The organism is Azospirillum sp. Marseille-Q6669 (assembly GCF_965111635.1).
Map to the genome: position 1 here is coordinate 1 of NZ_CBCOOP010000007.1, position 13,147 is coordinate 13,147.

A 13,147-nucleotide genomic window follows, 5' to 3' on the forward strand; every position below is an offset into this window, starting at 1 on the left:
ATGGGCCAGTTGCATCGCCTGATCAGCCAAGTGGGCCGTGAACAGGCCAAAGCACTCCAGACCGACCCTGATCAACGGTCTCTGGTGGACATCGCGGCTGCGGTACTGGAAGAAGAACGCCAGGACCTTGGCATTACCTATTCAGGCTTTGCCTTGACCGCGCTTCCGCATCGACGCCTTCCCGACGACCAGCCTTGGGAAAGGCGCGGGCATCGGATTCGTTTGCTGATCGAGCCGGGCCGACTGCCTGTTCGTGGTGGCGGCTTCAAACTCTATGGCGTTCCCTATGGCAGCCGGGCGCGCATGATCCTGCTTTATCTACAGACACGGGCCCTCCAGACCGACAGCCGGGAGGTCGAGTTGGGCCGCAGCATGCACGACTGGCTCGACCGCATGGGCCTGTCGGTCGGTGGTCAAACCTACCGCGACATCCGGGAACAAGCGTCGCGGATCGCCGCCTGCAACCTGACCTTCGCCTGGGAAGACGCCAACAGCCTGGGCTTTGAAAAGGATTCGATTGTCAAGGGCGGCATCCATTTCTCGTCGGAACACAATTCCCCGCAAGGCACTCTGTGGGAAGACCGCGTTCTGCTTTCAGAAGCGTTCTTCCGCGAACTGAAAGCCCACCCTGTTCCGATCTGGGAACCGGCGCTACGCCATATCCAGAACAACAGCACCAGCATCGATATCTACATCTGGCTGGCTTACAGACTGCACAGCCTGAGCAAGTCCACGACCATCACTTGGCCCGCAGTGTTCGAACAGTTCGGCGCCGGTTATTCCCGTCTGCGTGATTTCCGGAAACGCTTCATTGAAGCGCTTCAGCTCGCTCTTGCCGTCTATCCGGAAGCCCGGGTCGATGTCGAGGATCACGGGCTGCTCCTGCATCCCTCACCCCCCCCTATTCCGGAACGGAAAATGACCCAGTTCATGCGCTGAACCGGGCTTGCGGGCGCGTTTAGGGACACGCGACAAGACTCCAAATAGCGCCGCGCAACGCCTCGCGACAACACTCCAAACCACCCCATTCGATCAGGGGCCTTCATGCCTTGCAAGGCGCTGCTGCTGGACCGTGATGGAGTCGTGAACGTCGACCACGGCTACGTCGGTGATATCGGCCGCTTCACGTTCATGAATGGCATCTTCCCCTTGGCACGGCACGCGGTGGACCGCGGTTTCCGGGTCGCCCTGATCACCAACCAATCCGGCATCGCACGCGGCTACTTCACCGAAGCCGAGTTTCTGCATCTGAGCGACTGGATGCGGGAAATGTTCCTGGCCCAAGGCGTGGAACTCGCCGGAGTTTTCCATTGCCCCTATCATCGCACCGGCAAGGTCGAGCGTTACACCCGCGACAGCTTCTGGCGCAAACCCAACCCTGGCATGATTCTGGAAGCAGCCAGGAGGCTGAACCTCGACCTCTTCCGGTCAGTGTTTCTGGGCGACCAGCCAACCGACATGGCTGCAGCGCAAGCCGCCGGCATCCCGCGGCGGATCATGCTGACGAAATCCGGCACGGTCCCGGAAGGCATGGCGACACTGACCATCCGGCAGCTTTCGGACCTGATCCCCCATCTCGCCTGACGGGCATGCCGCAAGGCCGGCGCGTCGCCTGCCCAGGCGAAATGGGGCAAGCGTGTTCAATCGCCCACGCAACTCTCCTCTTCATCGGTTTTGCCGCAATCATCCATCCTCTGCGCGAATGTAAATGATTCTTTAGTCAACTTCTGGGCATGTGCTCCCATCAACAGGTATGCCACGAGCCAAGCCGGTCTCTGATGCCCCAGATCATGCCAAGCCCCGTTTCCACCCTCATCCGCCAAGAAACGCCCAGCGCTTCGGATTTCCTATCGAGTGTTCTGCGATGGATCGAGGAAGACAGCCTGACGGTCGCCTGCCAGCAGGCATCCGCACGCCTCGCCACCGGGCTGGACATCCAGGATGAAGACCGTGACGCCCTGATGCTTCTGCTGAACGCCGCCGCCACAACCCTGTCGGCCCCCAGGCGAACGGCCGACCAAGCGGAATGGACCTTCGACGATCGGGCTTTCCAGGCCTTTGCCGACATGGTCGATATCCTCCGCATACAGGACCAGCAGATTTCCGAGGTCATGGCCATCGCCAACGAAGTCGTCTGACAGGACTCACTCCTTGTGTGCAGGCCAATAAGCCTACCCTTCCCTTGCTCCTTGGCGGAATACACGAATGGCGCGTCTTCTCGTCTTCGCAATCGACTGGCTACCCGATGACGGCGACACCGGGACCGGGGGTGGCCTGCGCTCTCGCCAGATTGTAGACATGCTGCGCGGGGCCGGGCACGAGGTCGTCGCGGCCGTTCCCGCCGCCAGCAAGATGGTGACGCTGCTGCGGCGCCAGGACCCGGCCCGGCTCGACGGCGTCCTTCTGTATGACGCCAAAAACCAGTCCAGCCTGATCCGCCGGGTCCAGCCGAACGCTATCGTCTGGCAGTGGCCGACCACCCGCGCCGTTCCGATGACCGGTTGTGGGGATGTGGTGCAGATTTGCGACTTGAACGGTTTGCAAGACCACGAGATCGCCCATGGCATTCCGGGCCTTCTGCCGTTCGCAGAAGGCAAGGTGATCGCTGCCACAGCGGGGGCGGATCTCGCCCTTACCGGCTCGGAGGAACAGAACGGCTACTGGATCGCCAAGTTCGGACACAGGCTGGCCGGCACGCCCACCGCCGTCGTTCCCTACTGTACCCCGCGTTCGCTGGTGCCGGAGGACGCGTCCGGCGCCGGATCGCCAAAACGCTTGTGTCTGGCCGGGACCATTTATCCCTGGAACTCGTCCCTGGCCTATCTGGACGGGATCGTCGCCTGGGCGGAGCGGCGGGGTGACGTGCGCGTCGACATTGTGGGGACGATCGATCCGGCGAGCCGTGACCACATCGCTGTGCGCGCCCAGTTGGAACGGCTCCGTCACTCGCCGCAGGTTTCCCTTTCCTTCGGGCGCAGCGTGGGAGAGTTGTTCCGCGGACTTGGCGTGGGAGGCTTCGCGCTCGACGTCTACCCGGACACGACCGAGCGCCGGATGGCGGTTCCCATCCGCACCGTCAACGCGCTCGCCTGTGGTCTCCCGGTTCTTGGCAACCTGCCGACCGTGCTGAACCGGCGGCTCGTGGAGGCCGGTTGCGGCCTGATCCTACCGCAGGGAGGAACGGCCGACGAAGGTATGCCGGACCTTGAGCGCGCGCTTGATGCCGCTGTGGACACCGACTTGGAGCGCTATGCCGCGATGCGCGCCGCCGCCCGCCGCATGGCCGAGGATGGACCGTTCCAGTGGGAGGCCGCGGCCGACCGGCTGGCCGATGGCCTGGACCGTGCGCTCACGCGGCTGAGGCGGAAGATCGCCTGGACGCCCGAGCGGAAAACTGCCGGGCTGGCGGCCGGCGCACCGGTTTCCGAGGATGCTCCCCGCCATGTCCTCGTCCTGTCCGACGAACCGGAAAACCTGCGGGAATTGCGGCTTCATGCGCCGTTTGGCGAACTGTACCGGCGCGGCGAAATCGGCGGCTACACCGTCTGGTCGCGCGACCGCATGGTGATGAGCACCCTGAACAACCCGGACCAGACTCCGGTGGACGCAATCTGGCTGCAGCGCCGGCCGTCCTCCGCCACCGCTCTGGCGCTGCATGTGCTGGGGAAGCCCTTCGTTCTGGACCTCGACGATCATCTTCTGGTTTCGCCCACCTACCGGGAATCGTTCCCGCCGGAACACATGCAGATGGGCCGGCTGCTCGTGCGCCAATGCGCCGTCCTGTCCTGCTCCACCGCCCGGCTGGCCTCCCAGCTCGGTTACTACGCCGCCACGGATGTGGTGACCAAGGCCGTCGTCACGCCGAACTTGGCTCTGGGTCCGGCCGCTCCGCGACCGTCCGGCCCACCAGGGGCGGTGGTTTGGGTGTCGAGCGATATGCCGGCGCTCACCGTTTCCTCCGCACCGGTCTTGAAGGCTCTGCGGGATTTCTGCCTCGCCTTCGACCTCACGCTTGTCTGTGTTGGCCACACGCCCCCCGTGCTGATCACCGAAAGCGGGGTGCGCGTCCACAGGCTGCCGATGCAACGTTATGCGGATTATCTCCGGCTGCTGTCCTCCCTGGCCCCGGCCATCCTGTTCTGCCCGCTGGAAACCCACGCCGATCCGGCCACCCAGGATTTTATCGACGGCAAGAGCGACATCAAGATGCTGGAGTGCCTGGCGACCGGCTTGGCCGGCGCCTTCAGCGCCGCGGCGCCCTTCGCCGACAGCACCCTGCGGGCCGGTGTACTGTGCGACAACACATACCAGTCCTGGTACGACGGCCTGTGCACGGCGCGCGAAACGCTCATCGCGGGAGGCGAGGAGCCGATGATCCCGGACGACCGCCAGATCGGGCGCCGGGGGGTGGCTCCTTGGCTCGACGCGCTGCGGGCGGCACGGCTGGATGCTCCCTTCCACCTGCGCGCGCTGAAGGACGCCTACGCCTTCGTCTTCAACCGCATGACCCGGCGGATGCTAAGCCCGGACGAGTTCAACGAGGCCGCCTATCTGGAGGTCAACGGAGACGTGGATCAGGCCTTGCGCGACGGCGTCTTCGAGAACGCCTACGAGCATTACAAGCTGCGCGGCTTCTTGGAGAAACGCGGCCATGGCGGTGTCCAGCAGTTGGGCGATGGGCTTCAAATGTTCACCAACCTGATCGGCAGCCTGAACGACCTGCGCACCACGGCGAACAACCGCGCGCCGCAGATCGAGCATCTCAAGGCGGCGCGTGCCGTCCGCGCGGCAGCTCTTACCCGGCGGGGCGAGCGGTGATCGCTTGGTCCGATTCCGGACGGAGCCGCCGTCACGCCTGCCCGGTCTGTGGGAAGAACGGGGATCATCCGGAGGTGTTGACGGTGACCGAGACGCACAGGACCCATGTCCTGCTGCGTTGCGGGGTCTGCACGGCGCATTTCTACGAGGACCGTACGCCCCCCTCCTACGAAGACGACCCGTCCGACGACTACACCGCATATTACGCCGAGCAGGGCGCGGATGTCTGGGGTATGACCGACACGCTGTCGCGGCTGCGGGCGCACCGGCCAGCCAGCCTGTTGGACGTGGGCTGCGGCTTCGGCTTCACCGTCGACATGGCGGCCCGCTGTTTCGGTTGGCGGGCGGTGGGGGTCGACCCCTGCGGTCTGGCGCGCTCCGGGGCGAAGCTGCTCGACGCGCCGATCGTCACCCGCTACCTGGACCGCGACAGCGGCATCGGAGAGCCGTTCGACCTCGTCCACTCCTCCGAAGTGATCGAGCACATCGACGATCCCTACGGCTTCATCGGGATCCTGCGCCACCATCTGGCACCCGGCGGCATCGTGGTGCTGAAGACGCCCAACGCGGAGGCTCTGACGCCGTCCTTCGCCCCGGGGATGCTTCGAGCCCTGTTGGCGCCGGGCTCTCACCTCATCCTCTACACAGCCCTGTCGATCCGGCGCGCGCTGCGCAAGGCCGGCTTCAACCATGTCATGGTGGAAGTCAACGGGTCAGGACTGACCGCCTTCGCGTCGGATGCACCGATCACATTGTCCTCGGCGGGGGGTGCGGGCGGGCATGCGTCCGTCTACGCCCGCTATCTCAAAGAGCGCATGCGCGTCTCGCCACCGGGCGGGCCGGTGTGGAACGGTGCCGCAGCACGGCTTTTCCGGCACCACGCCTTGAGCGGCCGGTTCCTGGAAGCGTTGGAACTCTACGGCACGCTGGCCAAGGCCTATGAAGAGAGCTTCGGGATCGACCTGCTGCGGCCCCGCCGGATTCCCATCGGGTCCTGCGATCCCACCGGCGGACCGGGCCGGCCAAGGCGCGCACCGTACAACCTTGCCTCGGTCCTGTTCACGCGGGGTCTACTGGCGCGGTGCCTGCCGGCGCAGGACTCGCTGGAAACCTTGGCCTTCCTGCGGGTGGCGGAACGCCTGGCGGTGGAGATGGGGGGCGCTCTGCAGGCCGGCGGGCTGTTCGACGGGGATTTGGAGAACACCGTCTTTCAGGCACGCTGCGAGGCCGTCGATGCACTCTGGCCGATCGACCCCGACGCCGCCATCGAGGCGCTGGTGTCTCTGGGGCGGCCGACGGGAAGCCGTTTCGACGGCCAGACGGTCGTTCCGCTGGTCCTGCGCCTAAACAAGGCCGCCCAGCTGTTCGTGCGGCTTGTCCATGACGGCGATTATCGGTTGGCCGTTCGCCTGTTCGATCTTTTCGAAGATCAGGAACTGGTGGAGCAGTCCTTGCCGAAGGACGGCACCCTTCTGCATCTGGCTTTCTGTCTGGCGATCCTGGACTTGAACGTCTACGCCCGGCAAGACCGTGTCGTGGACCGGCTGCGATGGCTGCAGCGTTTGGCCGAACAACTCCAGAAGGTGCCCGAGCATGCGGAGAGTGCCCGGCACATGATGTCGGTTGCCACTGAGCACATGGCCATGATTGCCGCCCCCTGACCTCTCCAGCGCTTGAGGACCGGCCCCCCGTCTCATACCGACGGCGTGTGAAGGCTTCCTTTGAGGCGAGCCCGATCCACCTGATTTGGCATGGGCAGCAAGGTTCACCTGGTTCATCACCTTGACGCCGATGAGTTGCATCGGCTGTACAAGGCCGCGACGGATGCGACGGAGCGGACGCATCTGCAAATCATCTGGCTGCTGACCAGTGGGCGCTCGGCCCAGTTCGTGGCCGAGGTGACGGGGTACACGCCGCGCTGGGTCAGCGTCATCGTGGGACGCTATAACGAGGCCGGGGTTGCGGGGCTGGGTGACCAGCGCCAGTTCAACCCCGGCGCCAGACCGCTGCTCGACGAAAACCAGCGACAAAGCCTGAGGACTAGCCTGGCCGATCCGCCGCCCGGCCGCGGTTTGTGGACGGGCCACTCGGTCGCCCAGTGGATCGCCGGCATGCTTGGCCGGCTCGTCTCACCCCGGCGCGGCACCGATTATCTGGGCCGGCTCGGCTTCACCCGCCAAATACCGCGCCCCCGCCATGCCGAAGCCGATCCCTTGGCCCAGGAGGTCTTCAAGGCCCGGTTCCGCCGCCGTGTGCAGGCCCTCCAGCAGGAAGACCCGGACACACCCTTGGAGGTGTGGGCGATGGATGAGCATCGCGTCGGGCTGAAGCCGGTGCTCCGCCGAGTGTGGGCGCCGCGCGGCCGCCGGCCGGTGGCGCGCGGCCACCAGCGCTTCGAGTGGATGTATCTCGCGGGCTTCGTACGGCCGAGCACCGGACAGGTGATCTGGTTTCTCGTCGATGGCCTCGATGCGCCCATGTTCGGTGCTATCCTGGACGCCTTTGCCCGCGAGGTCGGGGCCGGGCCCACCAAGCAGGTGCTCATCGTCCTCGATGGCGCGGGCTGGCATGTCGCCGGCTCGCTGGACATCCCGGAGGGCATCACGCTGGAGTTCTTACCCCCGTATTCCCCCGAATTGCAGCCCGCCGAGCATCTCTGGCCACTGACCAACGAGACGATCGCCAACACCTACTTCGAGGATCTCGATGCCCTCGATCAAGCACTCGCCGATCGCTGCTGCGGTCTCGCCGATGATCCCGACCGTATCCGCGCCGCCACATGGTTCCACTGGTGGCCGCAATTCGCATGAATTCCAAGCAATGGAAGCCTTCATGCGCCATCGGTATGAGCGGACTCTCGTGGTTTTCAGCCATTTCGGCCCGTCTTCCGGCTTCAAGACCGAACTTTTCTCCGGCTTTATTTATGAGCCGACTCCCACCCATCCCATACCCATCCTCGCGCCCACCTTGCGAGCGACGCTGGCTGGCGCGTCAGGCTGTTCAAATGGATTGTACAGGCGGCCAAACGATCGTTTCCTCATAACGGATTGAATTGTACAGTGGGGCAGTTTTTCCGCTTTCATGAACGGACTCCATGGCCCTCATCGGCTACGCCCGCGTTTCCACCGAAGACCAAGCCACCCTCAGCCAGCTCGACGAGCTGAAAGCCGCCGGCTGCTCGGTGATCTTCGAGGAAAAGGCATCGGGCGCCAGCCGGGCACGCCCGGAACTCGCCAAGGCCGTCGCCCAGGTGAAGCGCGGTGACATCCTGGTCGTGGCGCGCATTGACCGGCTGGCCCGTTCGCTCTCCCACCTGCTCGACGTGATCGAGGGGCTGGAAACGGTCGGCGCCCACTTCAAGTCGCTGCGCGACCCGATCGACACCTCCACACCGCAGGGCAAGTTCGCCCTGCAGGTTTTGGGCGCTGCGGCGGAGTTGGAGCGCGCGTTGATCCGTGAGCGCACCAAGGCCGGATTGCGGGCGGCCAAGGCGCGTGGACGGGTGGGAGGCAATCCCGCCCTCAAGCGCCGCGATCCCGACGCCATTGCGACGCTCTCCGCCATCCGCGACCGGCAATATGTGGCCGATCTGTTGGCAAGCATGGAGGCTTGGCTGCCCAAGGTGCGCTCCATGCGCCCGGGGAACTCTTGGGGCAAAGTGGCCAAGACGCTCGGCCGGCTTGGCTCGCCCGACCGGACCTGGACCGCCGACCGGCTGTCGCGGGCGGTCCACCGCCTTGTCGCGGAAGGCTTGGCCGAGCCGGACCTGATCGCGCCGGCACCGCGCAAGCCGCCCAAGGACGACCTCCTGCTGGTCATCGCCGGCATCAAGGGGGCTGACCCGACCATCAGCCTGCGCGCGATCGCCGCGCGCTTGGAGGAGATGCACATCCGCACGCCGCGCCGTGGCACGACTTGGTCGGCGTCTTCGGTTAAAGCGCTGCTTGACCGCGCTGAGCGGTTCGGACTGATCATCCCAGTGGCCGAGGGGAGGCGGGCTCGTCGCCGGGCACCTGACGCGCCAAGCGCCCCAAAAGCTTGATCGGTCCTTGGCATCGAGCCGGCACGCGGCTTGCCAAACCGGACCGCGGAGAATGTCTTCGGCCATCCGCTGGTAGACGGAGGCCGGAGGCAAACCGAAACCAGGGATTCTAGTTTCGGCGAAGGGCATTCGTCGCAGTTCTTCACACGTTTGGCAATGGTTTCTTGAACTATCCCACAGAGTTCCTCAAAAAACAAAGCATTAGCTAATACTGACAGCATTTACAACGTAGTATGAAACGTAAAAAGCAATTCGAAAAGGCAAATTTTATCAATTATCTAGTATTTGTACCTCATTTATTATTAATGAATTCACTTTTAAAAAATATAGCGAGACATAATAATGCTATGGCCTGACATAAATCTGCTTCTTGGACACACCTATCATCCGTAAATATCAGATTTAATGATTTTAGTTATATAACAATCAATGGGCTTAGAGATAAAATTTTATTACCACGTGGCAATACTTCACTTTGTGCGGCGAGCGCGGCCTGCGCTCCGGTGAGTTCGGCATCCCGTGCGGCGAGTGCGGCTTGCACTGCGGTGAGCTCGGCATCCCGTGCGGCGAGTGCGGCTTGCGCTGCGGTGAGCTCGGCATCCCGTGCGGCGAGCGCGGCCTGCGCTCCGGTGAGTTCGGCGCCCTGCGCGGCGAGTGCGGCCTGCGCTCCGGTGAGTTCGGCATCCCGTGCGGCGAGTGCGGCCTGCGCTCCGGTGAGTTCGGCGCCCTGCGCGGCGAGTGCGGCCTGCGCTCCGGTGAGTTCGGCATCCCGTGCGGCGAGTGCGGCCTGCGCTCCGGTGAGCTCGGCATCCCGTGCGGCGAGCGCGGCCTGCGCTCCGGTGAGTTCGGCATCCCGTGCGGCGAGCGCGGCCTGCGCTCCGGTGAGTTCGGCATCCCGTGCGGCGAGTGCCGCCTGCGCTCCGGTGAGTTCGGCATCCCGTGCGGCGAGTGCCGCCTGCGCTCCGGTGAGCTCGGCATTCCGTGCGGCGAGCGCGGCCTGCGCTCCGGTGAGTTCGGCATCCCGTGCGGCGAGCGCGGCCTGCGCTCCGGTGAGCTCGGCGCCCTGCGCGGCGAGTGCGGCCTGCGCTGCGGTGAGCTCGGCATCCCGTGCGGCGAGCGCGGCCTGCGCTCCGGTGAGCTCGGCGCCCTGCGCGGCGAGTGCGGCCTGCGCTGCGGTGAGCTCGGCATCCCGTGCGGCGAGCGCGGCCTGCGCTCCGGTGAGCTCGGCGCCCTGCGCGGCGAGTGCGGCCTGCGCTCCGGTGAGTTCGGCATCCCGTGCGGCGAGCGCGGCCTGCGCTCCGGTGAGCTCGGCGCCCTGCGCGGCGAGTGCGGCCTGCGCTCCGGTGAGTTCGGCATCCCGTGCGGCGAGTGCCGCCTGCGCTCCGGTGAGTTCGGCATCCCGTGCGGCGAGTGCCGCCTGCGCTCCGGTGAGCTCGGCGCCCTGCGCGGCGAGTGCGGCCTGCGCTCCGGTGAGTTCGGCATCCCGTGCGGCGAGTGCCGCCTGCGCTCCGGTGAGCTCGGCGCCCTGCGCGGCAACTATAGATTGCGCCTCCTCGAATTTCTTTCTAAAATAGTTACCTTTAGTGCGTTCAACTACTTTTTCGCGAAGAATATTTCTATAATGGGAAATCGGAATGCTATTCCTGAAAAAATGCTCGCGTTGCTCGAATTCAGCGGGAAGAGCCGCCGCTTCAAATATCTTGGTAGATGTATGAAGTATGTCCCTTGCCATTTCGTTTTGCGCCTCTACACACGCATGCCTTTCATTCTCGCCAAATGGCGCCAAACAATCCGAAAAAAGAAGCTCCTTTGGTTGATCAATAAATACGATTCTATCGTCTAGCTCTTCAAGGTATTTGTATATCCAGTCAAGCTTTCCATTAATAAAATTTCTCCTTTCAATATTAAACCACCCATGCTTTCCCCATCCGGTTTCGAAATCCCCAGACTCGTTCAAAAAAAATTCAACAAAATACTGCCTAATAACAAAAACAGGTACTGAAATATTCAGTCTAGGCATAATATACAATTCATAAAATTTCTTCAGAGAATCACGCAAAAGAATGTCATGAAATTCAGAAACAGCGTCAATCTCAATGACACCTTCCCCAAAAATCGCCTTATTATCAACGGAGACATGCCAAGAAGTTTGGTTATTATTTGAAATATAGCTGTCATTAATGCGAATGCATCCGGTCGAAATATCACGCAAGAACTCCACAATGAGAGCAGAGTGAAGATTCGACAACAAACGCAATGCTGCAGATTTCGTGCAATCTTCCACAATCTGCCTCGCCAATCCGGAAGGCATCTCTGACGGCAATGACGGCGGAGCTATTGGCTTTGATACAAACGAGATCGTTGATCCACGCCAAATACGATGAGTACGACCAACTGCGTTAAAAAAATCTTCAAACGCATGTATATTGCTACCACCAAGGATAATATAATCGAAACAAAAGTTTCTCTCATCTTGACTGATAAAACGATCATCAATTCGCAACTTATCATTGAGCAAACGCTCTTCAGTTTTTTTCCCGGAAATTTTCTTAACAAAAACAGAAAGCGGGCTCTTAATCATAATACGCCTTACTGTGTTCTGTGATCGCAGCTAGCCATTTACGCCACGTTGTGAACGTGACCTTAGTCGGTCTTCGAGGCGGCCCAGTACCGCACTTACTCATACAACCAATATGACATTGGTGGTGTGACCAAACGCAAACAACCTTATACTTTAGAGAACGCGGAAGAAAGGCTGTGCGCGACCGTTGCCCACGCACCCACCAGCGATGTACGTTGCGGCCCTTCTGGTCGAAGCAGGCTTCATCTTGGAACCAGGGTTGGAAGTGGTGGGGACTGTCGGGAGTTTCGCGTAGGGCCCCACAGGCGAAGGGCCGAAGAAAGCCCCATATGGCATGACGCAAAGCCCCCAGCATTGGGATTGCTCGCTCCTTCGTGGAACAGATCAACAGCGAACTGGACACCACCCACGATGCCGGTGTTGCCGTAACGGTCAAATTTTCTGGCTGAAAACCCCGGTCAGTGAAGCGTCCGTCACACGGCCCTCTGCTGCAGGCCGCGCTACGCGAGCGGACCTTTTCCGGCCACTCGCTACGCGCCGCGCCTCTCGAAGAAGTGATACCGATGGCGCATGAAGGCTTCCATTGCTTGGAATTCATGCGAATTGCGGCCACCAGTGGAACCATGTGGCGGCGCGGATACGGTCGGGATCATCGGCGAGACCGCAGCAGCGATCGGCGAGTGCTTGATCGAGGGCATCGAGATCCTCGAAGTAGGTGTTGGCGATCGTCTCGTTGGTCAGTGGCCAGAGATGCTCGGCGGGCTGCAATTCGGGGGAATACGGGGGTAAGAACTCCAGCGTGATGCCCTCCGGGATGTCCAGCGAGCCGGCGACATGCCAGCCCGCGCCATCGAGGACGATGAGCACCTGCTTGGTGGGCCCGGCCCCGACCTCGCGGGCAAAGGCGTCCAGGATAGCACCGAACATGGGCGCATCGAGGCCATCGACGAGAAACCAGATCACCTGTCCGGTGCTCGGCCGTACGAAGCCCGCGAGATACATCCACTCGAAGCGCTGGTGGCCGCGCGCCACCGGCCGGCGGCCGCGCGGCGCCCACACTCGGCGGAGCACCGGCTTCAGCCCGACGCGATGCTCATCCATCGCCCACACCTCCAAGGGTGTGTCCGGGTCTTCCTGCTGGAGGGCCTGCACACGGCGGCGGAACCGGGCCTTGAAGACCTCCTGGGCCAAGGGATCGGCTTCGGCATGGCGGGGGCGCGGTATTTGGCGGGTGAAGCCGAGCCGGCCCAGATAATCGGTGCCGCGCCGGGGTGAGACGAGCCGGCCAAGCATGCCGGCGATCCACTGGGCGACCGAGTGGCCCGTCCACAAACCGCGGCCGGGCGGCGGATCGGCCAGGCTAGTCCTCAGGCTTTGTCGCTGGTTTTCGTCGAGCAGCGGTCTGGCGCCGGGGTTGAACTGGCGCTGGTCACCCAGCCCCGCAACCCCGGCCTCGTTATAGCGTCCCACGATGACGCTGACCCAGCGCGGCGTGTACCCCGTCACCTCGGCCACGAACTGGGCCGAGCGCCCACTGGTCAGCAGCCAGATGATTTGCAGATGCGTCCGCTCCGTCGCATCCGTCGCGGCCTTGTACAGCCGATGCAACTCATCGGCGTCAAGGTGATGAACCAGGTGAACCTTGCTGCCCATGCCAAATCAGGTGGATCGGGCTCGCCTCAAAGGAAGCCTTCACACGCCGTCGG

Annotated in this window: 9 protein-coding genes; 7 read left to right on the forward strand and 2 right to left on the reverse strand. The window is 63.0% G+C overall.

The window, feature by feature from the left end; all coding sequences use genetic code 11:
• The 7 genes from ACWPXE_RS31495 to ACWPXE_RS31525 all read left to right on the forward strand — a co-directional run.
• Positions 1–939 (forward strand): replication protein RepA (locus ACWPXE_RS31495; RefSeq protein WP_109067617.1); only part of this gene is annotated, 939 nt, incomplete at its 5' end.
• A gap of 105 nt (positions 940–1,044) precedes the next feature.
• Complete coding sequence (gene gmhB / locus ACWPXE_RS31500; RefSeq protein ID WP_454020986.1) at positions 1,045–1,584, forward strand: D-glycero-beta-D-manno-heptose 1,7-bisphosphate 7-phosphatase; 540 nt, start codon at positions 1,045–1,047, stop codon at positions 1,582–1,584.
• Between the two features lie 194 nt (positions 1,585–1,778).
• Positions 1,779–2,138, forward strand: coding sequence for a hypothetical protein (locus tag ACWPXE_RS31505; protein WP_237908290.1), 360 nt, complete (start codon positions 1,779–1,781; stop codon positions 2,136–2,138).
• Positions 2,139–2,205: 67 nt separating this feature from the next.
• Entirely contained in the window at positions 2,206–4,818 is a 2,613-nt protein-coding gene (locus ACWPXE_RS31510; protein ID WP_454020987.1) for a hypothetical protein, read from the forward strand.
• Between the two features lie 83 nt (positions 4,819–4,901).
• Complete coding sequence (locus ACWPXE_RS31515) at positions 4,902–6,479, forward strand: class I SAM-dependent methyltransferase (protein ID WP_454020988.1); 1,578 nt, start codon at positions 4,902–4,904, stop codon at positions 6,477–6,479.
• A gap of 90 nt (positions 6,480–6,569) precedes the next feature.
• Positions 6,570–7,628: an IS630 family transposase gene (locus ACWPXE_RS31520; RefSeq protein ID WP_454018128.1), complete on the forward strand. Its 1,059-nt coding sequence runs from the start codon at positions 6,570–6,572 to the stop codon at positions 7,626–7,628.
• Between the two features lie 284 nt (positions 7,629–7,912).
• Entirely contained in the window at positions 7,913–8,860 is a 948-nt protein-coding gene (locus ACWPXE_RS31525; RefSeq protein ID WP_454020989.1) for a recombinase family protein, read from the forward strand.
• A 415-nt stretch (positions 8,861–9,275) separates the two neighbouring features.
• On the opposite strand, the gene ACWPXE_RS31530 is transcribed toward ACWPXE_RS31525, so the two are convergent.
• Both ACWPXE_RS31530 and ACWPXE_RS31535 read right to left on the reverse strand, forming a co-directional pair.
• Positions 9,276–11,441: a hypothetical protein gene (locus ACWPXE_RS31530; RefSeq protein ID WP_454020990.1), complete on the reverse strand. Its 2,166-nt coding sequence runs from the start codon at positions 11,439–11,441 to the stop codon at positions 9,276–9,278.
• A 594-nt stretch (positions 11,442–12,035) separates the two neighbouring features.
• Positions 12,036–13,094, reverse strand: a complete 1,059-nt coding sequence (locus tag ACWPXE_RS31535) for an IS630 family transposase (protein WP_454018128.1) — start codon at positions 13,092–13,094, stop codon at positions 12,036–12,038.
• Positions 13,095–13,147 lie beyond the last annotated feature (53 nt).

What these genes read in the sequence shown, in the direction of transcription:
- ACWPXE_RS31510 (WP_454020987.1), top strand. Translation starts at nt 2,206, where the DNA reads ATGGCGCGTCTTCTCGTCTTCGCAATCGACTGGCTACCCGATGACGGC.
- ACWPXE_RS31535 (WP_454018128.1), bottom strand. Translation starts at nt 13,094, where the DNA reads ATGGGCAGCAAGGTTCACCTGGTTCATCACCTTGACGCCGATGAGTTG.
- ACWPXE_RS31505 (WP_237908290.1), top strand. Translation starts at nt 1,779, where the DNA reads ATGCCCCAGATCATGCCAAGCCCCGTTTCCACCCTCATCCGCCAAGAA.
- ACWPXE_RS31530 (WP_454020990.1), bottom strand. Translation starts at nt 11,441, where the DNA reads ATGATTAAGAGCCCGCTTTCTGTTTTTGTTAAGAAAATTTCCGGGAAA.
- gmhB (WP_454020986.1), top strand. Translation starts at nt 1,045, where the DNA reads ATGCCTTGCAAGGCGCTGCTGCTGGACCGTGATGGAGTCGTGAACGTC.
- ACWPXE_RS31525 (WP_454020989.1), top strand. Translation starts at nt 7,913, where the DNA reads ATGGCCCTCATCGGCTACGCCCGCGTTTCCACCGAAGACCAAGCCACC.
- ACWPXE_RS31520 (WP_454018128.1), top strand. Translation starts at nt 6,570, where the DNA reads ATGGGCAGCAAGGTTCACCTGGTTCATCACCTTGACGCCGATGAGTTG.